Origin of the sequence: Streptomyces sp. BE303 (genome assembly GCF_036290945.1) — a bacterium.
GTDB lineage: Bacteria > Actinomycetota > Actinomycetes > Streptomycetales > Streptomycetaceae > Kitasatospora.
Genome location: NZ_JAQYWZ010000931.1, coordinates 1 through 25566, shown reverse-complemented (window position 1 = coordinate 25566; position 25566 = coordinate 1). Strand labels below are relative to the sequence as shown.

Here is a 25566-nt window from a genome sequence, read left to right as displayed (position 1 = left end):
GGAGATTTTTTTTATGGCTAATGGCACCGTGAAGTGGTTCAACGCGGAAAAGGGCTTCGGCTTCATCGAGCAGGAGGGTGGCGGCCCGGACGTCTTCGCCCACTACTCGAACATCAACGCCAACGGCTTCCGTGAGCTGCTTGAGGGCCAGAAGGTCGAGTTCGACGTCACGCAGGGCCAGAAGGGCCCGCAGGCCGAGAACATTCGCCCGCTGTAGTTCTTCTGCCACGGCACCCGCCCAGCAGCGAGGGGCCCGCACCGAGTACTTGATGCCCGGTGCGGGCCCTTCGGCATTGCGTCACGACGCATCCCGGGCCGTTCGGGCCCTCGGTCCCGCCACCGGCGGCCGTCCCCACGCGAGACGTACGGCGCCGCGTCCGGACCGGCCTCCTCCCGTGACAGTTCACGGTTCGCGGTTCTTCGCTCCCGCCCCCTGCGGTGAGCACCGACCGCAGGCGACGTGCCGCACGGTTCCACCGTCCACGCCCCGCCCGTCACACGCCCGGCCCGATGCCTCGCGGCTTCCGCGTGCGCTGATCAACCGGCTGCCTCGGCGAACGACACGAGAAGGAGCCCGCCCATGACCACGACCCTCGAACACCCCACGACCACCACGGTCGGCGACCTCATGCGACACCCGGAGCTGCAGATCAGCGACGACGTCATGGTCGACACGGCGATGGACATCCTGCGGAGCTCCGGCGCGGACCACCTCCTGGTCCGCGACGAGGACGGTCGCTGCGCCGGGCTGCTGACCCACCTGCACCTGGCGCCCTTCCAGGCCCGCTCCTGGTACACCGAGCGCACCCCGGTGCGCAATATCGTCCTGGACCGCGGCCCGTTCGCCACCGCCGACATGTCGGCCACCACGGCTGCTGCCGCCATGCGCTCCCGCGACCTGACCAGCTGGCCGGTGGTGGACCACGACGGCCACGTCGTCGGCCTGCTCAGCATCTAGCGCCGACGCCGACGCCGACGCGGACGCCGACCGACCCGGACGGGCGGGCGGGGGGTCCTTCGCGCCCCGGGTGGGGCGCAGCGATCCCGCCCCGACCCCCGCTACCGCGCGCGGGGCGCAGCCGGCTCCGGGGCGTGCGGGCCCGGGAGCGTCAGGACCACAGGTGGTCGCCCAGGGCGGTGCCCTCCGGGGCGCCGGGGAGCACGTGGGCGACGGCGGACGCCGTGTGTTCGAGGAACGGATTGAGGGCGTCACGGGTGGCGAGGCGCTCCTGGACGCGGGTGAACTGGCCGGGGTCGCGCATGAAGGCGCAGAAGAGCAGGCCGCGGTCGCCGGGGGCGTCGTCGTAGCTGTAGCCCCGGCGGAGCATGCGGGCCCCGCCGTCCAGCCGGGGGCCGGTGAGGCGGACGTGGGCGGTGGCGGGGATGACGTAGGCACCGTTCGGGTGCTTGGCGTAGAGGTCGGGCTCGTCGTGTTCGGCCGTGCCGGTCAGCGGGGCGCCGTCACCGGCGCGGCGGCCCATCGCGAGGTTCTGATGCTCCTCGGGGAGGGCGGCGAAGGCGGCGGTGTCCATCCGGATCCGTCGGTAGACCAGGACGGTGGCGTTCTCGTGCGGCCCCGGTGGGCCCCAGACCCACTGTCGGGCCGCGTCCTCGTCCGGGTTGGCGCTGCCGTCCTTGAAGCCGAACAGGTTGCGGGGCGTGGCGCCGGGCTCCGTGCCCGGCAGGAAGCCGGACTGCGACCAGCGGGGCGTGGCCCCGGCGGCCCGGGCGGCGGTGGTGGTGAGTTCGCCGACGACGGCGAGCGTCCAGTGGTCGGCGGCGCCGAGCTGGAGCAGCAGGTCGCCGCCGCTGCGCGCCGGGTCGAGGCGGTCGCCGGGGAACGCCGGCAGCTCGGCCAGCCCGGCGGGGACGGCGAGGCCGAGCCGGGCGGCGAGGGCGGGGCCGAGGCCGACCAGCGAGGTGAGCCGGGTGGTGCCGCCGGCCCGTAGCCGCGGGTCGGGTGACGGGCCGGTTCCGGCCGTCGCCGAGGCCAGGGTGCGGGTCCAGGCGGCGAGGAGGGTGCGCAGGGCCTCCCGGTCCGCGGCGGTGGAGCTCGGCGGGAGGTCGAAGGCGACCAGTTTCGTCGCCGCGAGCTGAGGGGACGTCACACCGGACTGCCGGGCGCCGTGGAAGGGGGTCGGCGCCCCGGGCGGCGGGCCGTCGGCTCCGGTGGCGCGGCCCGATGTGCGGTCGCCGTCCGTCAGTTCGCCCGCCGCGGCTCCGACGCCGGCGGCGAGCACCGCACCGGCCGCCAGCAGCGCCCGCCGCCGCCCGAGGCCGGGCGCGGCGATCGGGTTCGACGGCGACGCGTTTCCCGGTTCGGTGGGCATGCGCCCTATTGGAGACGATAGAACACGTGCCATGCAAATCACGTTTCCTGATCGTCTGTCAGCTCTCCGGGTCGGAGCGGCGGCGACCACCCTCGTCCTCGCGGCCGCCCTGTCCGCGGGGTGCTCCTCCGCGGGTCCGGCCTCGGACGACGCAGCACACCCGGCCGGGACCGTGGTCCGCGTGCCGGAGGACTTTCCCACCGTCCAGAAGGCCGTGGACGTCGCGCGCGAGGGTGACACGGTGCTGATCGGCCCGGGGACCTACCGCGAGAGCGTGCGCGTCCCCAAGCGGAACGTCGTGGTGCGCGGGACGGACCGCTCGGCCGTGGTGCTGGACGGCGGGCTCAAGCTGGCCAACGGCATCACCGTCACCGGGCCCGGCTCCGTGGTGGAGAACCTCACCGTCCACGGATACCTGGCCAACGGCGTCCTGTTCACCGGCGTCACGGACGAGAAGCTGCAGCAGCGCGGCGCGGGCGGCTCGGCGTACGACCCGTTGGACACCGCCCGCTTCCCGCCCGTGGAGGGCTTCCGTGCGACCAGGGTGACGTCGTACAACAACGGCCTGTACGGCATCTACGCCTTCGACGCGCGCTCCGGCGTGATCGAGGACTCCTACGCCTCCGGGCACGCCGACTCCGGCATCTACGTCGGCCAGTGCAAGCCCTGCGACACCGTCGTGCGCGGCAACACCGTGGAGCGCAACGCGGTGGGGGTCGAGCTGACCAACGCCTCCGACGGCCTGTCGATCGTGGGCAACCGCGTGGCCGGCAACCGGGTGGGCGTCACGGTCAACTCCAACGACCTGGAGGCGCTGGCCCCGCAGCACGGCGCGGTGATCGCGGGCAACGTGGTCGTCGACAACAACGCCGCCGACACGCCCGAACAGGCCGACGGCGGCTTCGGGATCGGCATCGGGATCGGCGGCGGCACCGCGAACCGGGTGGAGCGCAACCTCGTCCGGGGCAACCGCGCGGCCGGGGTGATCGTCACCGATCCACCGGGCCACCCGGCGACCGGCAACCGGGTCGAGGGCAACCAGGTGGACGGCAACGGCGCCGACCTGGTGCTCGCCTCGGCGGACCCCGGCAACTGCTTCAGCGGCAACCGGCCCGCCACGCAGAGCCCTGACGGTCTGGAGGCCGCGGCGGGCTGCGGAAGCCCGGCGCACGGGCCACTGCCGGCGGGCCGGACAGCGACGGTCCTGGCGCCGCCCGGCGTCCCGTTCAGCCGGGTGCCCGCGCCGCCCGCGCAGCCGTCGCTGCCCGACCCGACGGTGCCGGGCCGCCCGGCGACCGGTCTGCCGGGCGCGGTGGACCCGGGAGCGTACCCGCTTCCGACGGATGCCGGCGTGCTCCCGGCGCAGCCCGCGCGCTGACGGGCGGGCGAAGGGGCGGGAGGCGGGGCGGGAGGCGGGTCGGGGGCCGGCCGGTCAGCCGGTCAGCCAGGGCGCCTCGGGGAGCTTGGCGACGTCGTCGTGTCCGGCGAACTCCACGGTGGTCGGGGTGCCCAGGCCCGGCATCCGCATCGTCACCCGCCTCAGCGTGGCGTCGGCGTCGACCCAGTAGGTCAGGGGCGACCGGCCGCCGTCGGGCGCGGCGCCCTGGGCGCGCGGGCCGGCGAACCGGTCGTGGATCCGGCCGTCCAGGCGGTCGGTGCTGAGCCAGCGCGCCCCGGACTGGGCGAGCAGCAGCGGGTTGTCCGGCCGGTCGGCGCCCAGCTGGACCAGCAGTTGGAGCCCGGCGTCCAGCGGGTCCGCCGTGTAGGTGCGCGGGGACCAGCCCTGCCGGGGGACGCGCTCGGCCTGCTGCCAGGCCGGTCCGTCGGTACCGGCGGGCTCGGGGGCGAGCCCGAGCCCGCCGGCGTCCCAGACGACCAGGCCGTGGTCGAGCGGGCCGCTCGCCCCCGTGACCCGGTAGCGGCCCACGCCCCGGCGGGTGCGGTAGTCCACGACACCCTCGACCCGGACGTCGACGCCCCCGCCCTCGGCGGCGGTGAGCGTCACGGTGACCGGGCCGGCCTGGTAGAGGTTCAGGCGCGACAGGGCCAGCCGGGAGGCCTCGTCGACGGTCACCGCGCGCTCCCCGGTCCCGCCTGCGACGGTCCGGTAGGCGACGACGCCGCCCGCGGCGGTGGCGCACACCACGAGCGCGACCAGGGTCCTGAACCGGAGGGTCCGACGACGTGTCGCGCGGGGGGCGCTCCCGGGCTTCCCGCTGCCCGCCCCGGCGCCCGCCTTCGCGGCTTCCGCCCTTCGGGCCCCTGTCGTCCGGGCCCCTGCGTTCCGGGCCATGCGATCGCCTTCTCTCGTCGGTCGGTCACGACGGTCGGGCGGGTCCACGGACCGGAGTCCGCGGACCCGCCCGACCGGTGCCGGTCCCTCAGGACCGCCGTGCGGGGCGTGCTACTGCTGCCGGGCCCTGCGTCGGCGGGCCAGCAGCACGAGCGCCGCGCCGAGGACGGTCAGCGCACCCGCGCCGGCCACCATCACCGGGATCCCCTCGCTCGCACCGGTGCTGGGCAGGTGCGACCCGGGGGCGGGGACGGGGGCCGGCGGGGCGGGCGGCTTCGTGGCCGGGCTCGGCTGCGTCGGAGCCTGCGTCTGCGTCGGCGTCGCCCCGGTCGGCGTCGGCGTGGGAGTGGGAGTGGGAGTGGGAGTGGGCGTGGGCGTGGGCGTCGCGCTCGGCGTCGGCGTCGGGGTCGGGGCGGGGATCAGCCGGTTGACGGCCGTCACCTCGACCCCGGCGCCGAGGTTCTCGGCGTTCAGCACCAACGGCCCGAACACCGTCACCTCCGGTGGGGCGTAGCCCTCCGGCGGCGCCAGCTCCTGCCAGTAGTAGGTTCCCGGCACACCGCTGCCCTTGCAGATGCCGTCGGCCCCGGTCGTGCAGGGGTCTCCGGCCGCCGTGTCGGGCTTCTCACCGGAACCCTGCAGCCCGTCGGTGCCGTTGGTCTCCTTCCACAGCCGGAACTTCGCGCCCGCCAGCGGCTTGCCGTCCTGGTCGTGCTTGACCAGGCGCAGCGCGCCCTCCTGCTGCCGGAAGCCGAAGTCGAAGGTGTGGTCGTTCTCGCCCGGTCCGCCCGTGGTGAGCGCTCGTTCGGCGTACTGCCCGCCCGCCGGGACGACGCCCTTGGAGTCGACGAACCGGTTGTCGCCGACGTCGGCGTCGGTCGGCACCCACTGGTACAGCGGGCCGCCCTTGGCGTAGTCGGCCGGGTTGTCGAGCCGGACGGTGTACTTCGTGCGCGGCTTGAGGCCACCGGTGACGTTGGAGTCGTCGAAGTAGTACTCGCCGCGCGCCGTGGTCTTCGCGGTGCCGACGAGCTTCCCCGACTCGTCGTACAGGTTGACGGTCGCCGCGGGCACCGGGCGCTGGCCCGGGCGCTGGACGCCGCTGCGCTCGGGGTCGTACCAGACCCGGTTGCCGATCTGGAGCGGGGCCTGGTCGCAGAGCACCTCCAGGTCGCCCATCGAGGCGCCCTTGCCGAACGGGGCGATGGTCCCCGGCGGGTTGAGCCGCAGGCCGAAGAGCGGGTCCTGCTTGCCGTCGCGCTGGACGAACGCGGTGCCGTAGCCGTAGGCGGTGGAGTTGGGGTCGAAGCCGGAGGTCGCGATGGTGTTCTCGACCTTCGACAGTGCCATGCCGGCGAAGGCCGCGTTGTGGTGCGACCCCATCCGGCTGTTGTCGAAGAACCGGGTGCCGCGGGGCGAGAGCCCGCAGCCGTTGTTGGTGTCGAGCACGTACGTGCCGTTCGCCGGGCAGGCCTTGTTCAGGTCGCCGCCGGACAGCACGTTCGCGACGGAGGTCGGCGTGGGCGCGGCCGGCGCGCGGTCGCCGAAGCGGTCGCGGAACGCCAGCAGCATCGAGCCGTCCGTCTCGAACGTGATCTCGCCCAACTCCGGTTCCGGCTGAGCCAGGTAGGCCCCGCAGGCCTGGCCGTTCTGCGAGGTCGGGTAGGTGCCGGTCCACGGGAACCAGCCCGCCCCGTCGCAGGTGCCGCCGCCGACCGTGGAGCCGCGCGGGTAGTCGAGCGGCTGGTTCAGCACCGCCGGTGCGAAGGCGCCGGTGGCCAGGTCGAACGGCAGCACCACCGCGCGCAGGTCGGAGGCCTTGCCGGTCGACTCGCCCGAGCAGACGCCGCCGAGGTAGCCGGTGCCGTCCTGGAGGCCGAGGCCGAACGGCCGCCAGTCCCCGGCCGCGGGGCAGCCCGGGTCGGGGATCGGGTAGGCGGCCTTCGGTGCGGCCGCCGTGGGCCCGGTGGCGTCGTAGCGGTAGAGCTTGCGGTCGTTGAGGTTGACGACGAAGAGGTCCTTGCCGTCGTCGCTGATCTTGATGCCGCCGAGGCTCTCCTTGCCCGGCACCGCCAGGAACGCGTCGTCGGTGCCGCCGCCGTGGACGGTCGAACCGGCGTCCGGGACGGTGGTGAACAGCGAGGTCCGCTTCTGCGCGAGGTCGGTCACGTAGACCGCGCCGGCGCCGCCGGGGCCGTAGTCCGTGGTCCGCTTGGCGACGGCCGAGGAGAACACCCGCCGGTCCGCCCGGTTCCACGCGATGCCGTACAGCGCACCGGTCTCGGCGTTGGTGGCGACGTTGGTGACGTTCACGTCCACGCCGTCCGTGCCGCGGGCGCTGTACGGGAAGGACACCAGCGTGCGCTGCGTCCCGCCCTCCCGCGTGGTCGGCTGGCAGGTCGTGACCAGCGGCGCGTTCTTCTGACAGTAGTCACCGGGGCTCCACAGCCCGGTGGTGTACGCCACGTTCTTGCCGCCGGAGAGGTCGACGAACTCCTCGTTGCTGCTCAGCTGGGTGGGTCCGCCGGCCAGGCCCTGGCGCGAGGCGAAGGCCGGGAACAGCTTGCCCGGCTTCGGATTCACCACCTGGACACGGTACTTGCCGCCGGTGAGCTTGGTCGCGGCCGGCGCCAGCGTCACCGTGCCGTCCGCCGCGGTGGTGCCCTCGATGCCGCCTCCCGCGTCGTCCGTGAGGGTCACCTTCACGCCGGCCAGACCCGGCTCCAGAGCGGGCGTCCAGACCCCGCTCGTGTCCACGGCCCGCACCACGCGGACCGTCACCGTCCCGTCGCCCGCCTGGGGGAAGGCCGCAGGCGCCGCCACCAGCGAGCCCGCGCCGATTCCGACGGCCAGCGCCGCGGCGCCGCCCACCGTGCGGCGGCCGAGCACGCCCGGCCGTCGCCGCTCCGGGCCGCGTACGGCTCCGGGCCTCTGTTCATGTGTCGTGGTCATCCCTGCTCTCATCGTGCGGTCGGGCCTCCGCCCCGGCCTCGCGAGGGAGTTCGCGTGTGGCGGGAAGCCGCTGTTTTTAACGGGAGCTTAAGGGGGTTTCACACAAGTTCGCAGGAGAACCAGGAACTTTGACGAGCCGTCAGGCGTTCCGGTCTGCTGGGTGGTGAAGTCTCGTCAGATGTGTGACAGGACAACGGAGTTACGCCTGGCCACCGGCCGGAACGGCGGTCCTTCCGTGCGGGAGTCCCGTCGGTCCCGGTCCGCCGGACAGGTCCCGCACTCGAACGCGTTGCCAGGCGACGAACTGGGGCACGGGAAGCGCCCGCCGCCCGGATCGCGCCGGGTGCCGTGAACCGCGCGAGGAGCCCGGGGCGGTGTGGCCCGGCAGGGGTCAGGGATCCGGTCCGGGTCCGGTCCGGGTCCGGTCCGGGGCGGACGTGGCGGTGCGGCCGGGGCCACCGCACCCGACCCGGACGGCGACGCCGCGGGGGAGGGGCCCAGGGATTCGTCCCTGCGCGCGGCGCGGCGGGCCGCAGAACCGGCGCGGATAGCGCCGTCACGTGCGGTGGAGCGTCCGCGCGGTGCCGTTGGTCCGATCGGATGGCCGCCCCCGGCACCCCGGCGCGCCGAGCCCTCGGGGGAGCGGAGCGGTACGGGCGACAGGTTAGGTTCGGGCCCGTGACCGGCAACGACGCGGTTCTGGTGTTGGTGGTCGCCACCGCACTGGGATTCGACTTCACCAACGGATTCCATGACACCGGCAACGCCATGGCGACCTCGATCGTCACGGAGGCGCTGCGCCCGCGTGTCGCGGTCGCGCTCTCGGCGGTGCTGAACCTGGTCGGCGCGTTCCTGTCGACCGCGGTCGCCGCGACCATCGCCAGTGGCCTGGTGCAGAGCGGCGACGTGACCCTGGTCGTGGTGTTCGCGGGCCTGGTCGGCAGCATCCTGTGGAACCTGGCCACCTGGTACTTCGGCATCCCGTCCAGTTCCTCGCACGCGCTCATCGGCGGCGTGGTCGGGGCCACGATGGCGGCGGCGGGCGCCTCCGCCGTCAAGTGGCAGGGGCTGGTCTCCAAGGTGATCGTGCCCGCCACGCTGTCCCCGTTCATCGCCGGCACGGTCGCGGTGGTCGGCACCCACCTCGTCTACCGCCTCACCCGTGACGTGTCCGAACGCGCGCGTGACCACGGCTTCCGGATCGGCCAGATCGGCTCGGCCTCGATGGTCTCCCTCGCCCACGGCACCAACGACGCGCAGAAGACCATGGGCATCATCACGCTGGCCCTGATCGCCAACGGCACCCTGCACGCCGGGGCCACGTCCCCGACCTGGGTCATCGCCTCCTGCGCGGTGGCGATCGCCCTGGGCACCTACCTCGGCGGCTGGCGGGTGATCCGGACGCTGGGCAAGGGACTGCTGGAGATCGGGTCGCCGCAGGGCATGGCCGCCGAGTCGGCCTCGGCCGCGGTGATCCTCTCCTCCACCGACTTCGGCTACTCGCTCTCCACCACCCACGTGGCCACCGGCTCCATCCTGGGCGCCGGGGTCGGGAAGAAGGGGGCCGTGGTGCGCTGGAACACCGCCCGCCGGATGGCGGTGGCCTGGCTGTTCACCCTGCCCGCCTCCGCCGCGGTCGGCGCCGCGGCCTACTGGGCCGCGCACGGGATCGGCGGGACCCTCGGCGTCGTGGTGATCTTCATCGCGCTGCTGCTGGCCTCGACCGCCTTCTTCGCCGCCTCCCGGCGGACGCCCGTGACGCCGGAGAACGTCAACTCCGCCTGGACCGGCTCGCTGGCCCCGACCCCGGACGTGAACGAGGCGGCCTCGTGATCGACTGGGTCAACCTGGACGCGCTGTGGAAGATCGTCGTGGTGGGCCTCCTCGCCGGCGCCGGCCTGCCGGCCCTGTTCGCCGTCGGTCTGCGCGCGCTCAACCCGCCGACCCGCCCGGGTGCGACTGCGCCTGCTACCGCGGCCGGGCGGCCGACCGCCGGGCCGGCCGGCTACGCGGCGGCCGGCCTGTGCTTCGCGGTCGTGCTCGCCGCGATCGGCTGGGGCATCTCCGTCATCGTCAACCACAGCTGAACGGCCCCGCCGTGCCGGAGGGCGTCCGTGGTGCGTCCCGACGCCCCGGTGACACCGCCGTCCGGACCCGCGACATCGGCGCCGGGCCAGGGGGACCGCGCGGGCCCGCGCCCACCTGACCGTCGCGGCCGACACCTCCCGGCGGACTCGGTGCCGCGGTACCGGGAGGATCAGCCCGTCGAGCCCGCCTCAGCCATCGGCGCCCACGTCCTCGGCGCGCCTGTTCCCGGTGTCCTCGCTTCCGGTTCCGTCGGCCTCGGTGGCGGTCGGCGGGCGGCCGTGGTCGGGCCACACGGAGATGTGGTCGCGTTCCAGCACCAGTCGCACGCGGTCCGCCAGGCCCAGCGACTCGGTGAACTCGCGCGGCAGCTGGAGCCGGCCGACCCGGTCCAGCACGGTGTACTCCTGGGCGGTGAGCGAGCCGTCCGTACTGGTGACGGCCACGTGGCGCAGCACCTCGGTCGACGTGCGCCCGTCGCGGATCCGTACCGTGCGACGGACCTGGTCGGCCACCAGGGCGTCGTGGGTGACGATCAGCACGGTGGTGCCCAGCTCGCTGTTGGCGGTGCGCAGGGCGGTGAAGATCTCCTCCGAGGTGGCGGTGTCGAGTTCGCCGGTGGGTTCGTCGGCGAGCAGCAGCCGCGGTTCGTTGGCCAGCGCGATGGCGATCGCCACACGCTGTTGCTCGCCGCCCGAGAGCGCGGCGGGGGTGCGGTCCGCGGCCCGGGCGATGCCCATCAGGCCGAGCAGTTCCATCGCCCGGGCGGCGCGCAGGCGGCGCGGCACACCGATGTATCCCATCGGCAGCTGGACGTTCTCGCGGGCCGTCAGGTACGGCAGCAGGTTGCGCGCGGTCTGCTGCTGGATCACCCCGACGGTCCGGCGCCGGTAGGCGGTCCGCTCGCGCCGCTTGAGCCCGCCCAGGTCGGTGCCGGCCACCTCGGCGGTGCCCGCGCTGGGGGTGTCCTGGCCGGCCAGGATGCCGAGCAGGGTGGACTTGCCGGAGCCGGAGGCACCGACCAGGGCGAGCAGCTCGCCCTCCTGCACGGTCAGGTCGAGCCCCTGCAGGGCCTGCACCTCGACCCCACCGCGGGCGGTCGCGCCGGTGCGGAAGATCCGCACGAGGCTCTCGCACGCCACGATGGGCCGGTCGGTCCCGCGCGCGGGTCGTTCGGTACCGGCCGCGGGTCGATCGGTGGGACGGGTGTTCACAGGGCCTCCCCCAGTCGTAGCACGGCGCCCAGCCCCCGGCGGCGGCTGATCGCCGCCTCCAGGACGGCGGCCGTCGTCATCAGTACGGCCAGCGCGACGCCGAGCCCCGCGGTGATCGTCCAGTCGATGTGTACGGCGGGCTCGAACGGCCCGCCGGTGATGGCCCCCAGCCGCAGGCCGGAGCCGAGCGCGACGGGCAGCAGCAGGCCGAGCGCGGTGCCGCCGACCGCCGCCGCCAGCACCAGCGGCACCAGCTGGAGCAGTTGCAGGCCGAGCACCGCGCGGCTGCCGATCCCCAGGGTCCGCAGGTAGGACGTGGTCCGGCCGCGTTCGGTGGCACTGAGCAGCAGGTCCAGGGCGAACGTGCCGAGCGCGAGCAGCAGACCGAGCGCGGTGGTGACCCGGAAGGCGAGCCGGGCCGAGTGCGCCAGCCCGTCCGACCGCAGCGTGTCGCGTTCGCCGTCCCGGTCGCGGAGTTCGACCGACGGCCCGGGCACGCTGCTGGGGGCGAGGTGCATGGCGGCGCCGGCCCGCACCGCGGCCGGGTCCAGGGCCGGCCCGCCGGCGGCCGGGTAGAGCAGGAGCGCGGAGGGGTGGTTCCTCTGGGCGGGCAGGCGCTTCGCGGACGGGCCGGTGAACACCAGCAGGGCGCCGGGTCGGGGTCCGTCGCCGAGCACCGGTCCGAGGACCGGGTCGCGCAGCGCCTCCTCGGACAGGGCGCCGACCACGTGGACCAGGATGCGGCCCGTCCCGAGCGCGGTCAGCTCGAAAGTGCCGTCGGGGACCCGGGCGGCGAGCTCGGGGTCGGCCAGCGCGGTGACCACGGGGACTTCGAGGTCGGCGCCGGTCCGCTCGATCGGCGCGTCGGCGCCGTCGGCGGCCAGTAGGGCGCGGGCCATCGGGGAGGACGGGTCGGCGGCGCTCAGCGCGGCGGCGTCCAGCCCGACGAACTGGGCGCCCGGGAACGTCGTGCCGTCGTCCTGCGAGGTGAGTTCCCCACTCGCGCCGGTGACGGCCACCTGGTGCCCCACGGAGGCGACCGGCGGCAGGTCCCCGGCGACCTGGTCCTTCGGTCCGACCAGGGCCATGGGCGCCCCGCCGGTGTGCCAGTGGGCGATCTGCTTCTGTCCGTCCGCGAGGGTGCGCGGAATCAGCCCCCCGTAGACGCCGTAGCCCATGGCCAGCACCAGGACCAGCAGGGAGAGCGCGGCCGCGCCGCTCTGCGCCCCGGCCCTGGCGAGAGCCACCAGCGGGACCAGACCGCGCGATCGCTGCGCCGAGCGGGTCGCCCGGCGGACCAGCGGGGGCAGCGACCGGAGCAGGATCCCCACCGTGATCAGTGCCAGGAGTACCGGTGTGAAGGCGAGTTGGGGGTCGATGCCGGTGCCCGCGTAGGCGCCGCGGGTCCGCAGTGCGACCAGCCCTCCGGCGGCCAGGAGCACGACCAGGGCCTCCAGGACGATCCGGCGCGAGCGCGGCAGGGGCCGGGTCCGCCCGGCGGAGGCGAGCAGGACGGCCGCCGGTGCGCACCAGACCAGCAGGGCGGCGACCAGGACGGGCACCCAGGAGCCGAGGGCGGCGCCCTGCGGCGCGAGAGCGCGGCCGATCGCCCAGCCGGCCGCGACCCCGGCGCCGACCGCCACCGCGGCCTCCACCAGCAGTCGGCCCGCGATCCCGAGCAGCCCGGCGCCGCGGGAGAGTTGGAGCGCGAAGGCGCCGGCCCGGCGGCGGGCCCCGAGCCGGGCGGCGGCGACCGAGGTGGCCACCACCATGGCGAGCAGCCCCGCGAGTGCGAAGCTCTGGAGCTGCTCGGTGCGTTGGCGCTGGACGGCGAAGGCGTCCAGCTCCGCGCCGAGCCGCTCGGTGGGGTTGACCGAGGGCACGATGTGGCCGGTCAGCATGCAGGCGTCCGTGAGGCCGAGCCCGCACAACTTGTCCGGGCCGGCCTTGTGCAGTGCCTTCAGGCCGGATTGCATTCCGGCGATCCCGGCCGGGGTGGTGGCCGGTCCGGAGCGGTCGGTGGTCACCGGCAGTTCCCAGGCCACCGTGAACGCGAGGCTGTACCTGGCGATCAGCTCGATCCCGCCGGCACTGGTCAGCATCTGGCCGGCCAGTTTCTGGCCGGGGTCATCAGGCAGGATCCACGGGGCGACCAGCATCGGGGACTGCTGCCAGAGCCGCTTCGCGCCGAGGTCGGTACGGAAGACCCCGACCAGGAGTGCCGGGGCGGACGATCCGGGGGCGGGGGTCGACAGATCGAAGTGCTGACCCACCATCAGGCCGAGTTTCTCCCGGGTGGCTTCGGACACCGCGACCTCGATCGGGCCCGCCTGGCCGGGCGGGACGAGCAGGTCGGCTCGGGGTTGCTGCGGCGCGCGGCCCTGGAGGTACTCGACCGCCCCGCCGGTGGCCTCGGGTTGGGGGTAGACGAGGCTGAACGACGGCGGCTTTCCGTAGGGCATGGGCATGCCGGGACCGCGTGCCGACGCGTTGAGGGTGGTGACACGGGCCCGCGGTTTGCCGAGCACGGTGGCCAGTGGGGAAGTCGCCGCGGTGCGCACCCGCTCGCCGAGCTTGTCGAGGTCCCGGTCGAGCGAGCCGGGGTCCGCGGCCGGCAGCCACGGCATCGGGGCGGTGGTGGTGGTGGCGGAGACCAGCGGCGCGTCCCGCTGGGCGCGGACCACCCGGTCCGCGAGCGTACCGGCCGCGAGCCGGTCGAACTGCGGCGGCCAGCTCAGCGGGATCGCCGTGAGCAGTGCGGCGAGCAGCGCGAGCACGGCCGAGACCGGCCAGGCGATCCGCGCCTCGCGCCGGATCAGGCGCAGTGTCAGCATGTGGGGCTCCCCCCGTCGAAGCGTCCGTCCTCGCGCACCCGGCCGGGACCGTCCGTGCGCCCTCGGTCCGCGCACCGCCGACCCTCCGCCGGGCTCATCCGTCGTCCCCCGCGCGCAGGGCCCGGACCAGGTCGACCCGGGCCAGCAGACGGGTGAGGACCAGCACGGCGAGGGTGAGCAGCAGCCCCCCGGCCAGCGCCGTGAGTACGGCGGCGGGCCGGCCCGGGTCGGCCACGATCGCCGGGAAGACCGACCCCCCGTAGTCCTCCAGTACGGTGAGCGCCAGCAGCAGGGCCGCGAGCAGCAGGCCCAGCAGCCCTCCGAACAGCACCGGAAGCACCGTCACCGCCACCTGTTCGGCGCGCAGCAGCGCGGTCAGCTCCGCGCGGCGGACACCCAGCGCGCGGAGCACCGCGAACTCCCGCCGGCGGGAGCGGACCGTGCTCACGGCGTGCAGGGTCAGCGCGGTCACCGCGAAGAACGGCGCGGTGACCAGGACCAGCAGCCAGGCGCAGCGCAGCCCGGCCCGGAACGGGTCGTCCGCCAGGCCGCCGGCGACCCTCCGGGCGCTCTGCGGCCGGCCGAACTCGCCGCGGCCGTCGACGGCGGCCCAGGTGGCCTCCGGGTCCGAACTGGCGAGCCACCACCGGGTGGCGACGGGTGCGGCGGCACCGGTGAGCGTGCGGTGCGCGGCGAGTGCGCGCACGTCCAGCAGGAGATGGCCCTGGCCCCGGGAGTAACCGGGCAGCACGTCGACCTCGCCGGTGATCCGGACCTTCTGGGTACTCTGCCCGTCGCGCTCCCAGTTGAGCGGAACGGTGTCGCCGACCCTGGCGTTCACCGCGTCGAGCAGCACGCGATCCGCGAGCACGGGCAGGATGGGGGGCACGGGCAGGAAGGCGCCCCCCTGCACGGCGCGGAGTTCGGGCACGCTGTCACCGCTCACGGGCTGCACCGCGAGGACCGCGTCCGATCCCGCCGGATCGGGGGGGTTCTCCGGCAGGTGGGATCGGATCACGGTGTGCAGCAGGTCGGACCCTTCGCTCTGCCAGGTGCAGGCCTCTGCCTGGGAGGCGATGTCGTCCGTGGGACGGCGTTCGGTGCCGGGGCAGTCGAGTGCGACCGGGGTGGCGAGGACCTTGCCCGAGCGGGCCCAGTTCTGCCCGGGCGGGAGCGAGAGGTCGGTTCGTCCTCCCGTGGCGGTGACGGCCGTGACCTTCGGCAGGCGCAGGTCGAGGGTGGAGCGCAGGAGCGTGCTGCCGGGGAAGTGGATTCCGAGCCGGCTGAGCGTCAGCGGACGGGCCCGCCGGTCGCTGTCTGCCAGGGCGAAGGTCAGCGAGTGGGGGAGGCCGTCGGTCGGCAGGGGAGCGGTCAGCTGGTCGGTCAGTCCGTCGGCGTCCTGGATCCAGAGCTGCAGGAGCAGACCGGGTGCCGGGATCGGCAGGTCGGTGCTCGCCCGGACGGTCACGTCCAGGGCGGCCGGCTCGCCGGGCAGGACGAGCCCCTGGGCGGGCACGGCGGTCAGGGGGGCCAGCAGCTCCTGGAGCGGACGGGCGGCCTGGTCCGGGCGGAGGCGCGGCAGCCCGGCGGCGGAGGCGGCCGTGGTGTCGACGGCGACCGTCTGTACCACGGTGGTGCCCAGGTAGGCGGTCTGCTCGGACACCGGGGTGAGGCTCGTCACGCCCGGGAGGGCGGCCAGTGCGGCGTGGCGCTGTCCGATCGCGCCGGACACTCCGGACAGCCGCAGATCGGCGCCGACCGCGTAGGCCGCCCGGTCCCGGTCGCTGGTCGGCAGTGCGGCCAGCACCCCGGCGGCCAGGCTGCTGCAGGCCACCGCCAACAGCGTCACCAGCACCGGCACCGACTGGCGGCCGGCGTCGCGGCTCAGCCGCCAGGCGCCCAGGGGCAGGACCAGGCCGCGGGCCCGCCGGGCCGACCGCTCCAGCAGCCGCCCCACCGCCGGCAGCACCCGCAGCATGAGGACGGCCCCGGCCACCGCCATGACCAGCGGGGCGAGTACCAGGGTCAGGTCGACCGAGGAGTCGAACCCGACGCCGGCATTCTTCACCACCACGCCCTCGTAGTGGTCGAGTTGGAAGTATCCGAACGCCGCCACGGCGAGCAGTGCCAGGTCAGCACCGGCCCGCTGCAGACCCAGCCGGCGCGGACTGCGTGCCCGCAGTGCCCGCTGGGCACCCGGGTCCATCGCCTGCCGGGCGAGCGGCAGCAGCAGGGCCGCGCCCTGCACCAGGAGGACGAAGCCGGCGGCCCACCAGACGGTTCGGCCGTCGCCTGCGGCCAGGCCGTCGGCCCCGACGGCGCGCAGCACGGCAGCCAGCAGCGGCTCGGCCAGCAGCACCCCGCCGACCGCCGCCGGCACCGCGGCCAGCGCCCACTCACCGGCCGCCGCTGCGAGCAGCCGCGCCGCGCCGGCACCCCGGGAGCTCTGGAGCGCGTGTTCGCCGGCGACCGCGTCGGCCAGGCGACGGGCGGTCAGGACGAGGACCACCGAGGCGAGCAGGGCGAGCAGGCCGAGCGGTACGGCGATCTCGGCCCTGGCCGTCAGGACCGGCACCACCTGCCGGTCGACCGCGGCGGGCAGTGTACTGCGTACCGCAGTGTCGGTCAGGGCCGGTTCGGCGCCGCGGTAGACCGAGCGGGCCGTGTCCGAGCGGGCGAAGACGGTCACCCGGTCGCGCAGCGCGGTGAGTTCGGACAGGCTCGACCGCCCGGTGTCGGGAAGGGCCAGCCAGACGGCGAGCATACGGCCGGTGAATCCGGGCAGCGCGGCCAGCCGGGCGCCGTCGACCAGCACGAGGGCCTGCTCCGCGGCGTCGGGGCCGCCGAGGCCGGTCCAGAACGCGGCGGCGTCCGGGTCGGGCCGGTAGACGCCGGTCACGGTGAACCGGAGCGGTTCGCCGGTGCCGGGCGTGCGGATGGTCGTGGTGCTGCCGCTGTCCAGGCCGAGCCGGTCGGCGGTGGTCTCGGGGAGGGCGACGCGCAGCCCGTCGCCGGCGGCCGGGGCGGCCTCGGGCGCGTCCGGCCAGGTGCCGCTGCGCAGTTGGGCGAAGCGGTCGGGAGCCGGCAGCACCGCCAGGCGGCCGGAGAGCACGGTTTCGGTGGCCCAGCGGCGCCCGTTGGGCGGCAGCGGGAGGTCGACGGTGCCGATGCCGCGCTGCGCCGTCTCGGTGCGGAACGGGGTGCCGGCCATCGTCCGGACCAGTGCCGAGTGCACCGCGCGGTCGGCCGCGGGCAGGCCCGGCGCCGTCCAGCGTGCGGTCACCTCGACCGAGCGCCCGGCGTCGGCGTCGAGCCGCTGGCGCACTCCGGCGGTGGCGGCCGACTGGGCCAGCCCGGTCACCGCGGACAGCACCGCCGTCGCCACCAGGATGCTCACGGCCAAGGCCGCCAGTACCAGTCCGTGCCGGCCGATCCGGCGCCTCACCCCCGCCAGTACCATCCATCGCTCCCCTCGGCACCCTCCGGAGATGGAGGGGCGCGCGTCACGAGACCAAGTGCGGTACAGAGTCGGGGTCTTGTCGCCACGATCTGTTTTTGGTCTGGACCAATCGAACCGGCCCCATCTTGCACGACGGTCGGCCGGTCCGGCCGCGGGATGCTGCTTTTGCCTGGCTTGTCTGCCCATAGAGGCAGCGGGGGCGCCGCCAGGCCGGGACGCGGCGACGTGGCCGGCTACTCCGGGGCGGTGACCAGCCGGACGGCCAGCGCGCCGAAGACGGCACCGCTGAGGACGTTCAGCCCCCGCGCCGCCCGGGTGCTTCGACGCAGGAGAGCCGCCAGCCTGCCCGACAGCACGCCCACCGTGATGTCGACGGCCAGCCCGACAGCCACCATCGTCAGGCCGAGGAGCAGGAGTTGACCCGTGACGTGCCCCAGGCCGGGGCTCACGAACTGCGGCAGGAACGCGATGTTGAACATGATCACTTTGGGGTTGAGCAGGTTCGTCACGGCGCCCTTCGAGAAGGCGCGCAGCCGGCCGGGCACGGGGGCCCCGTCGTCACCGCCGTCGGCGCCGAGGGGCGACCGGTCGCGGAACGCCTGGACGGCGAGGAGGACGAGATAGGCCGCGCCCGCCCAGCGCAGCACGTCGTAGAGCGCCGGCAGGTGGGCGAACAGCGACGACAGTCCGAGCATGGCGGCCAGGGCGTGCACCGTCGCCCCGAAGGCCACTCCCAGGGCGGCCATCACCCCCGCGGCCGGCCCGCCGCGGCCGCCCATGGCGACCACGAACACCATGTCGGGGCCCGGAGTGACGCACAGGGCCAGTGCGGCGGTCACGAAGGCCAGGTGCAGCGGAAGGTCCAACATGACCAGCATCCATTTCTCCGTGCTTCACGGGTGCGGACCGGACGGGCCGTCGGGAGGGCCGTCGGATCAGGTGCGCGGCGACCGCCCGGGTGGGGCGGCCGGTACGAGGTCGGGACCGAGGGGCGGACGGTGACGACCCGTCGGTCCGCGGTCTGTGGTCCGCGGTCTCCGGATCCGCGCGGCCGTCCGGCGGTACCCGCTCGGGGCGCCTGCCCGCAGCACGTGGCGGGCAGGCACCCTCCGGTCAGGCCGGCCGGTAGCTCAGGTCCAGCACGCCGGTGGAGAAGGCGGTCGAGCGGGTGAGCTGCAGCGGCACCCGGGCGGAGCCCTCGGCGAAGAGCCGCAGCCCGGTGCCCAGCACGATCGGGTGGACGAGCAGGCGCAGCTCGTCGACGAGCCCCGCCTCCAGCAGGGTGCGGGTCAGACCGATGCTGCCGGTCAGGTTGATGTTCCCGCCCGGCTGCTGCTTGAGCTCCTTGACCGCGGCGACGACGTCGCCCTCGATGACGGCCGAGTTGTTCCAGTCGGTGCCGGTGAGGGTGGTGGAGGCGACCAGCTTGCGGATGCCGTTGATGGCGTCGGCCATCTCACCGCTCCGGTGCGGCCAGACGGCGGCGAACGTCTCGTAGGTCTTCCGGCCCAGGAGCAGCGTGTCGGCCTCGGCGTGCATCTGGCCGACCGCGGCGCCCATCTCGTCGTTCATGAACGGGAAGTGCCAGGTCTCCGGCGCCTCCACGACGCCGTCCAGCGAGATGAACAGGCCGGTCACGATCTTGCGTGGTGCGGTCATGCGAATCCTCCGGGGAGTGGGTGGTGCTTCGGGTCTCGCCGGGCCTCGTCGGGCGAGGGGTCGCGGCGAAGCTTGTGACGGTCCGCCCAGGCGGCGATCGCGGCGGCGATCGCGAGGGGCTGGTCCTCCGGCGTGTGGTGTCCGGCGACCGCGTCGCTGTGCTCGATGTCGAGGCCGGCGATGTTCGCCGCGCACCAGTCGACGATCTCCGGGCCCATCATGGCGCCGGGGCCGGGCGCGAAGGCGATCAGCAGTTTGGGGACGTCCGCGCTGGTCGCCAACCAGCGGTCGTAGGCCCGGATCCTGGACACGACGTCGGCGGGTTCGCCGTCGAGGGGCATCGACCGCGGCCACTGGAGCAGCGGTCGGCGGCTCTCCCGGGTGGGGTAGGGGCGGCGGTAGACGTCCAGATCGGCGGGGGAGAGGGGAGTGGCGACCGAGCCGGGCAGCAACTGCTCGACGAAGGCGTTGTCGTCGAGGATCATGGCCTCGCCCACCTGGGGCGTCCTGATCGCCCGGAACAGCCGGCGGCCGCCCTCGGGGAACTCCTCCCAGGCCATCGGCTTGACGATGGTCTCGGTGAACGCGATGCCGCGCACACGCCCGGGGTGCCGGGCGGCCCAGTCGAACGCCAGGGCGCCGCCCCAGTCGTGCCCGACCAGCACCACGTCCTCCAGGCCGAGTCCGTCGAACCAGGCGTCCAGGTAGCGGGCCTGGTCGGCGAAGGTGTACGCGAGATCGGGCTTGCCCGACTCGCCCATGCCGATCAGGTCCGGGGCGAGGAGCCGGCCCCGCGTGCCGAGGGCGGGGAGGACGTCCCGCCAGAGGTGGGAGGAGGTGGGGTTGCCGTGCAGGAAGACCATCGGCGCACCGGCGCCGACCTCCCGGTGGAACATGGTGGAGTCGAGTACGGGTCGAACGGGCAAGGCGCTACGTTCCTCTCAAGTGCGCGAGCCGGAAGGGTGGTTCAGCGGAAGGCGGGGCCGGTGCGGCCGGCCCACTGCGCGAAGGTCCGCGGCGCCCGGCCGAGGACGCGCTCGACGTCGGGGCTGATCGCCTGCTCGGCGGGCAGCGGCTCGCCGAGGATGGCGAGGGTGCCCTCCACCACCGGCTCGGGCATGAACGCCAGCATCTGCGCGCGGGCCTCGGCGCGGGTCTGCTCGACGAACCGCACCGGAGCGTCCAGCGCCGCGCCGATCGCCGCGGCCCGTTCGCGCGGGGTGACCACGGCCGGTCCGGTGAGCTCGTACGTCCGGCCCGCGTGGCCGTCCTCGCGCAGGACCGCGGCCGCGACCGCGGCGACGTCCGCCGGGTCGACGGTGGGCAGCCCGACGTCGCCGAAGGGCGCGGCGGCCGTCCGCTGCGCACGGATCGACTCGGCCCAGGCGAAGGCGTTCGAGTTCAGGCCGCCGGAGCGCAGGATCGTCCAGTCGAGACCCGAGCGGCGCACGGCGTCCTCGAACGCGGCGGGGTGGCCGTAGACCTCCGGCCGTGTCCCGGCGCCCTGCGAGGAGAGCAGGACGACGCGCCGCACCCCGCTCGCCGCGGCGAGACCGAGGACACCCTGCGGGTCGTCGCCGGCGACGAGCAGGAACAGGGCCGCGGCTCCGTCGAGGGCGGCGCCCAGACTCTTCGGGTCGGCGAGGTCGGCCTCGACGTGCTCGACCCCGTCAGGCAGTCGACCCGGGTTCCGGGACACGGCCGTCACCTGCTCGCCGGCTCCGACGAGGAGCCGCACGAGCTCCTGGCCGACGTTACCGGTCGCACCCGTCACAACAATCACAAGAACCCCCATAGGCAAGGCAATCGGGCGGGCCAGCCGGGTAAGTTAGTTGGCTGACTCAGGTGAGACGGTAGCCGACGCCGCGTCAGGCGTCTACAGTCAGTCAGGTGACTGACTCAAGGAACACCCGGCGATCGTCGGGCAAGCGGGAGCGGCTGGCGGCCGCCGCGGCGCAGGTGCTGCACGAGAAGGGCGTCGAACAGACCACGCTGGCCGACATCGCCAGGGCGGCGGACGTCCCCGTCGGGAACGTCTACTACTACTTCAAGACCAAGAACGAGTTGGTCGAGGCGGCCATCTCCGCGCACGCCCAGGGCCTCCGGGCCGTGATCGACACGCTCGACGCCCTGCCCGGGCCCAGGGAGAGGCTGAAGGCGCTCCTGAGCGGCTGGGTCGACCAGCGCGAGCTCACCGCGCTCTACGGCTGCCCCACCGGAAGCCTCGCCTCGGAGCTCGACAAGCGGGCCGACGGCCTCGACGAGTCCGTCGCGGAGGTCATGCGGCAGCTCATCGACTGGGCGGAGGTCCAGTTCGAGGCGATGGGCCGCGACGACTCCCGTGAACTCGCGGTCGCGCTGGTGGCCGCGTACCAGGGGATCTCGCTGCTCACCAACACCCTCCGCGACCCCGAACTGATGGCCGTCGAGGGGCGCCGGCTGGAGCGCTGGATCGACTCGCTCGCCTGACCCGTCACCGGCGCCCGCCGGGCTGCCGGCCGGACCCCCGCCCGCGCGACTCCCGGCGGTACGGGCGGCGGGTCCGGTGCCGCCGCGGAACGCGCGCTCCGGGCCCGGCCGGCGACGGGCCGGGGCGCGCGGTGGATGAGCTTTCCCATGATCTTCAGCCGTTTCTGTCGCTCCGGGTGCCACGCGGCTCCCGGCGCCGCCGGATCGAGGTGGCCGCGAACGGCGGGCACGGTGCGGCGCGGTGGTGCGGGGCGGCGTCGCCCCCGGCCGGGTCGGTTCGTTGCCCGGGAAGGAAAAGCTATGTTGCGTTCACTGTGGGGTCAATTGACATGAGGGGGAATTTCGGTGCTTAATCCGCCATATCTCGCGCAATTGTTGCAATGGAAATGCCGATGAATGCAACCGGAAGCGGTGGCTCATTGCAATGGCATGGCGGTGAACGCACCTCGATCCCGACCCCGGAACCACGTACGCGACCACATCAGGAGCGACCGACCATGCCCCGAGGCAGGCTCACCCACCAGGACCGCCGACAGATCGCCGCTGGGCTGGCCGGCGGACTCTCGTACAGCGAGATCGCCAAGGGGCTGGAGCGGCCGACCTCGACCGTCACCCGTGAGGTCACGCGCAACGGCGGCCCGGGCGGCTACCGCGCCGACGGCGCCCAGCTGGCCACCCGGCGCCGGGCCCGCCGCGGAGCGGCCCTCCCGGCGGCTCCCGGGTCGGCCGGGGCGCCCGAGCCGCCCGACCCCGCGTTCCCGCAGGAACTGCGGGCGTTCCAGGAACAGTTCATCGGGTTCCTGGTCAACGGGGGCCTCCCGCGGATGCCGGCCGGTGTCCTCGCCTGCCTGTGCACCAGCGACCACGGAAGCCTCACGGCGGCGGAACTCGCCGAACGTCTGAAGGTCAGCCCGGCCACCGTCTCCAAGGCGGTCGGCTACCTGGAGGGACAGGAACTGATCCGCCGTCGGCGCGACCCGCGGGAACGGCGCGACACGTACGTGATCGACGAGGACGTCTGGGTCCGCGCGATGATCGCCGGTGCCCGGGTGGACACCGTCCTCGCGCAGGTCGCGCGCGAGGGTGCGGGAATCCTCGGGGTGAAGTCGCCGGTCGGTCGCCGCCTCGACGGCATGGGGGCGTTCCTCGACCACGTCGGCCAGGACCTGATCCGGGCGGCCGAGCGCTGGCGGCACGGCTGACCCCTCGCGCGGCGTCCTCCGTGAGCCGGGGTTCTCCGTGCGCCGGGGTCCTCCGCCGTGTCGGACGTCCGAGCGGACGCGGGCGAGGGGCCCGGCCGGCCCGGCCGGCCGGGCCGGCAGCCGGCCGGTCGGGGGATCCGGCGGTCGCGACGGGCCGTGGGCGAGTCCCGGGGCGCGGAGCGGTCAGGAGCCGAAGGCCGCCACGGTCTGCGCGGTGTCCTCGGTGCCGCGGTAGTGGACGATCACCCCGTCACGGAACCCGAACCGGTGGTGGAGGTTCATCTCCAGCCGCTGCCCGCCGGCCCGGCGGGCAGCCCGCATCCGCACCACGGTCAGCACCTCGGTGTCGTTCGCGGCGAAGACCAGCGGGGTGAACTCCTCCACCGCCATCGCCGAACCGAACTGCTCGAAGAACTCGGCGACCTCGGCCTTCCCGTGGCGCACGCCGTACCACGGTGCGGCGGTGGACGTCGTCTCCGAGGCCCAGTCGACGTCCTCGCCGAGCCTGGCCAGGATCCCCGGTACGTCGCCGCTGCCGAAGGCAGCGTAGACCGATCGGACCGTCTCGATCATGCTCTGCTCGTTCACCGGGCACCTCTCTCCGGTCGGCATCACACCACCTCCCATGCTAGGAGGGGGGCCGTCCCCGCCGCCTTCCGAGGCACTCGGTGCCGGTGCCGAAAGCCCGGCGCACGAGGGGAGCCCGGCTCGGCGGCGCCCCGGACCGGCCGACCGCGGTGCCCGCGTCGGTGGATCCGCCCGGAGGACAGCAGGGCGTGGGGGAGGCGGGGGAGCGGCCGGGCCGTCGCATAGTCGGAGGTCCGGCTCCGGCCCGGCTGCGGTTCGGCTGCGGTCCGGCCGTTCCTTCCGACCACGAGACGAGTCGATCATGCGTCTGCCCCGCCGACCGGCCCCCACGGCGGCCGTCGCGCTGCTCCTCGCCCTCACCGGCTGCGGCTCCCCGGCCGCTCCGCCGCCGGTGGAGGCCCCGAGCCCCACGGCGACCGGGTCGCCCGCCGGACCACGGCCGTTCACGCTGGTCGCCACCGGTGACGTGCTGCCGCACACCGAGATCATCCGGCAGGCCGAGGAGGACGCCGGCGGCGACGGCTACGACTTCAGCAGGATGTTCGCCGGCGTCAAGCCGCTGATCAGCGGCGCGGACCTCGCCATCTGCCACATGGAGACCGTCTACGGTGCCGACGGCGGGCCGTTCACCGGCTACCCGGCCTTCAAGTCGCCGCCGCAGGTCGCCCGGGCACTCAAGGACGCCGGTTACACCTCCTGCGACACCGCCTCCAACCACGCCCTCGACGACGGGGCGGCCGGTATCCGGCGCACCCTCGACGCGATGGACGCCGTGGGCCTGGCGCACACCGGCTCGGCCCGCGACGAGGCCGAGGCGGGGAAGCCCGCGCTGCTCCGGGCGGGCGACGCCACCGTGGCGCAACTCGCCTACACCTACGGCACCAACGGGATCCCGCTGCCGCCGGGCCGACCCTGGGCGGTCAACCTGATCGACCGGGAGCGGATCCTCGCCGACGCGCGCGCGGCCCGGGCGGGCGGTGCGGACGTCGTGGTGGTCAGCGTCCACTGGGGCACCGAGTGGCAGGACGCGCCGAACGACCAGCAGCTCACCCTGGCCCGCGACCTGTCCGCCGGGCAGGGCGAGGGCCGGTCCGACATCGACCTGGTCCTCGGTACACACGCCCACATCCCGCAGGCGTACGACGAAGATCAACGACACCTGGACGGTGTACGGCCTCGGCGACCAGCTCGCCGGGCACATGTTCACCTACGACGGCGCCGAGGACCCGCGCGGCAACTGGAGCTCGATCGCCCGCTTCACCTTCGCCCCGCCGGGCGCACCGGGGCGGCGATGGACGGTCGCCAAGGCCGAGTTCGTCCCCCAGGTGACGGACCTCGGCCCGCCCTACCGCGTTCTCGACCTGCGGGAGGCCGCCCGTAGTGACCCCGGTCGGGCCGACTACGCCCGGGCGCTCGACCACATCCGGTCGGTCGTGCTGAGCCGGGGCGCCGCCTCGGCCGGGCTGACCGTGGCACCGTGAAGCCGCCGGCGTCCCACGGGCCGCGTCACTGCGCGGTCGGACGTGCGGGTGCGACGGCGGGGACGGCGGCGCGGCTTCGCGCCAGGGTGTGAGGAGGCCCCGGGCCGCCCCGGGGCCTCGTGGTCAGAGCTTGAACATCGAGGTGTACGGCTGGGTGATGCGTTCCTGCCGTGAACCGAAGTCGACGAGTACGGCGATGTCCCCGTCGCCTTCGACCTCGATGGCACGGCCGAGGCCGTAGCGGTCGTGGGTGACACGGTCGCCCACGGCGAACCGCTTGCGAGGTGCCTCGACAGGAGCTTTGAAGGGGCTGGTGGGCAGGGGCCGGCGGACTGCTGGTGGTTTCGTCATTCCCCTCAGTATGCGCCGGAAATTGCGGGAGCGGACCCTCGGGTTGACTTCGATTCGGTCAAGCCCGAACGCCGTTCCCACCGTTCGAGGCGGCCGCCGTGCCGGCGGGGGGCGGGAGCGGTCGGCGGCGGCCGGCGCGGGCCCGGTGGCGCGGGGGCGCGCCCGTGCCCCGTCCGCTCCCGGCGATGTCGCACCGGTGAGGAAATTTCCGGCGGGGGGAGGAGTCCGTCAGGGACGGCAACGTCGCTGGTCACGCGGTGTGCCGCTGCCTCCGGCGGGTCGGACCGGCGGCCCGAGGGGGGAGTCTCCGGAGGAACCGGGAGTGAAAGGTTCCACCGAAGCGGGCTCGGGCCTGCTAGAGTCGTTGTTAGTTGCAGTAGTGGTTCCCATGAACTTTGTGTGCGCCTGCTGGTGTTTTGCGCAGGCGCATTTTTTGTTTCCCCGGCTCTTCCCCGGGCGGGTCATCATCGCGGCGACTCGGAGTCTGCACCGTGCGGGCTCCGGACAGCCCTTGAAGGAGATTTTTTTTATGGCTAATGGCACCGTGAAGTGGTTCAACGCGGAAAAGGGCTTCGGCTTCATCGAGCAGGAGGGTGGCGGCCCGGACGTCTTCGCCCACTACTCGAACATCAACGCCAACGGCTTCCG

Annotated in this window: 20 protein-coding genes and 1 pseudogene; 9 read left to right on the top strand and 12 right to left on the bottom strand. The window is 74.3% G+C overall.

Annotated elements, in window-relative coordinates:
- The first annotated feature begins 13 nt into the window (after nucleotides 1–13).
- A complete protein-coding gene (locus PUR56_RS38040; protein ID WP_030918248.1) occupies nucleotides 14–217 on the top strand; it encodes a cold-shock protein in 204 nt (67 codons plus the stop codon).
- A 363-nt stretch (nucleotides 218–580) separates the two neighbouring features.
- Entirely contained in the window at nucleotides 581–958 is a 378-nt protein-coding gene (locus PUR56_RS38035; RefSeq protein WP_329952317.1) for a CBS domain-containing protein, read from the top strand.
- A 151-nt stretch (nucleotides 959–1109) separates the two neighbouring features.
- On the opposite strand, the gene PUR56_RS38030 is transcribed toward PUR56_RS38035, so the two are convergent.
- A complete protein-coding gene (locus tag PUR56_RS38030; RefSeq protein ID WP_329952316.1) occupies nucleotides 1110–2330 on the bottom strand; it encodes a Dyp-type peroxidase in 1221 nt (406 codons plus the stop codon).
- A 181-nt stretch (nucleotides 2331–2511) separates the two neighbouring features.
- Here PUR56_RS38030 and PUR56_RS38025 point away from each other — a divergent pair, with 181 nt between their 5' ends.
- On the top strand, nucleotides 2512–3708 hold the full coding sequence (locus PUR56_RS38025) for a right-handed parallel beta-helix repeat-containing protein (protein WP_329952315.1): 1197 nt from the start codon (nucleotides 2512–2514) through the stop codon (nucleotides 3706–3708).
- Between the two features lie 54 nt (nucleotides 3709–3762).
- Here PUR56_RS38025 and PUR56_RS38020 read toward each other — a convergent pair whose 3' ends face one another.
- Nucleotides 3763–4473 carry a hypothetical protein gene (locus PUR56_RS38020; RefSeq protein WP_329952314.1) on the bottom strand — a complete coding sequence of 237 codons (711 nt, stop codon included), beginning with the start codon at nucleotides 4471–4473 and terminating at the stop codon, nucleotides 3763–3765.
- Between the two features lie 261 nt (nucleotides 4474–4734).
- Nucleotides 4735–7575 (bottom strand): SdrD B-like domain-containing protein, encoded by a 2841-nt coding sequence (locus PUR56_RS38015; protein ID WP_329952313.1) that lies wholly within the window; start codon nucleotides 7573–7575, stop codon nucleotides 4735–4737.
- A 678-nt stretch (nucleotides 7576–8253) separates the two neighbouring features.
- Between PUR56_RS38015 and PUR56_RS38010 the strand changes: the two genes are divergently transcribed.
- The gene (locus PUR56_RS38010; RefSeq protein ID WP_329881498.1) at nucleotides 8254–9408 is read left to right on the top strand and encodes an inorganic phosphate transporter; all 1155 of its coding nucleotides are present in this window, start codon (nucleotides 8254–8256) and stop codon (nucleotides 9406–9408) included.
- A complete protein-coding gene (locus tag PUR56_RS38005; RefSeq protein WP_329952312.1) occupies nucleotides 9405–9662 on the top strand; it encodes a hypothetical protein in 258 nt (85 codons plus the stop codon). The genes PUR56_RS38010 and PUR56_RS38005 overlap by 4 nt, the downstream gene beginning before the upstream one ends.
- A gap of 189 nt (nucleotides 9663–9851) precedes the next feature.
- Here the strand turns inward: PUR56_RS38005 and PUR56_RS38000 are convergent, their stop codons facing one another.
- From PUR56_RS38000 to PUR56_RS37970, 7 genes are all read right to left on the bottom strand, one after another.
- Nucleotides 9852–10874: an ABC transporter ATP-binding protein gene (locus PUR56_RS38000; RefSeq protein ID WP_380361021.1), complete on the bottom strand. Its 1023-nt coding sequence runs from the start codon at nucleotides 10872–10874 to the stop codon at nucleotides 9852–9854.
- Nucleotides 10871–13708 (bottom strand): hypothetical protein, encoded by a 2838-nt coding sequence (locus PUR56_RS37995; protein WP_329952311.1) that lies wholly within the window; start codon nucleotides 13706–13708, stop codon nucleotides 10871–10873. The genes PUR56_RS38000 and PUR56_RS37995 overlap by 4 nt, the downstream gene beginning before the upstream one ends.
- 94 nt (nucleotides 13709–13802) lie before the next feature.
- The gene (locus PUR56_RS37990) at nucleotides 13803–17105 is read right to left on the bottom strand and encodes an FtsX-like permease family protein (RefSeq protein ID WP_329952320.1); all 3303 of its coding nucleotides are present in this window, start codon (nucleotides 17103–17105) and stop codon (nucleotides 13803–13805) included.
- A gap of 296 nt (nucleotides 17106–17401) precedes the next feature.
- Entirely contained in the window at nucleotides 17402–18037 is a 636-nt protein-coding gene (locus tag PUR56_RS37985; protein WP_329952319.1) for a LysE family translocator, read from the bottom strand.
- Between the two features lie 244 nt (nucleotides 18038–18281).
- Complete coding sequence (locus PUR56_RS37980; RefSeq protein ID WP_329952310.1) at nucleotides 18282–18827, bottom strand: dihydrofolate reductase family protein; 546 nt, start codon at nucleotides 18825–18827, stop codon at nucleotides 18282–18284.
- Nucleotides 18824–19753, bottom strand: a complete 930-nt coding sequence (locus PUR56_RS37975) for a haloalkane dehalogenase (RefSeq protein ID WP_329952309.1) — start codon at nucleotides 19751–19753, stop codon at nucleotides 18824–18826. The genes PUR56_RS37980 and PUR56_RS37975 overlap by 4 nt, the downstream gene beginning before the upstream one ends.
- A gap of 41 nt (nucleotides 19754–19794) precedes the next feature.
- Nucleotides 19795–20610: an SDR family oxidoreductase gene (locus PUR56_RS37970; protein WP_329952308.1), complete on the bottom strand. Its 816-nt coding sequence runs from the start codon at nucleotides 20608–20610 to the stop codon at nucleotides 19795–19797.
- A 107-nt stretch (nucleotides 20611–20717) separates the two neighbouring features.
- Between PUR56_RS37970 and PUR56_RS37965 the strand changes: the two genes are divergently transcribed.
- Nucleotides 20718–21296 (top strand): TetR/AcrR family transcriptional regulator, encoded by a 579-nt coding sequence (locus PUR56_RS37965; protein WP_329952307.1) that lies wholly within the window; start codon nucleotides 20718–20720, stop codon nucleotides 21294–21296.
- Nucleotides 21297–21793: 497 nt separating this feature from the next.
- Nucleotides 21794–22498, top strand: coding sequence for a GbsR/MarR family transcriptional regulator (locus tag PUR56_RS37960; RefSeq protein WP_329952306.1), 705 nt, complete (start codon nucleotides 21794–21796; stop codon nucleotides 22496–22498).
- A 183-nt stretch (nucleotides 22499–22681) separates the two neighbouring features.
- On the opposite strand, the gene PUR56_RS37955 is transcribed toward PUR56_RS37960, so the two are convergent.
- A complete protein-coding gene (locus tag PUR56_RS37955) occupies nucleotides 22682–23086 on the bottom strand; it encodes a nuclear transport factor 2 family protein (RefSeq protein ID WP_329952305.1) in 405 nt (134 codons plus the stop codon).
- Nucleotides 23087–23387: 301 nt separating this feature from the next.
- Here PUR56_RS37955 and PUR56_RS37950 point away from each other — a divergent pair.
- Nucleotides 23388–24567: pseudogene (locus PUR56_RS37950) on the top strand (CapA family protein).
- Nucleotides 24568–24690: 123 nt separating this feature from the next.
- On the opposite strand, the gene PUR56_RS37945 reads toward PUR56_RS37950, so the two are convergent.
- Nucleotides 24691–24918: a hypothetical protein gene (locus tag PUR56_RS37945; RefSeq protein WP_329952304.1), complete on the bottom strand. Its 228-nt coding sequence runs from the start codon at nucleotides 24916–24918 to the stop codon at nucleotides 24691–24693.
- 529 nt (nucleotides 24919–25447) lie between these two features.
- On the opposite strand from PUR56_RS37945, the gene PUR56_RS37940 reads away from it, so the two are divergent.
- On the top strand, nucleotides 25448–25566 hold a 119-nt coding region (locus PUR56_RS37940; RefSeq protein ID WP_329952318.1), incomplete at its 3' end, for a cold-shock protein.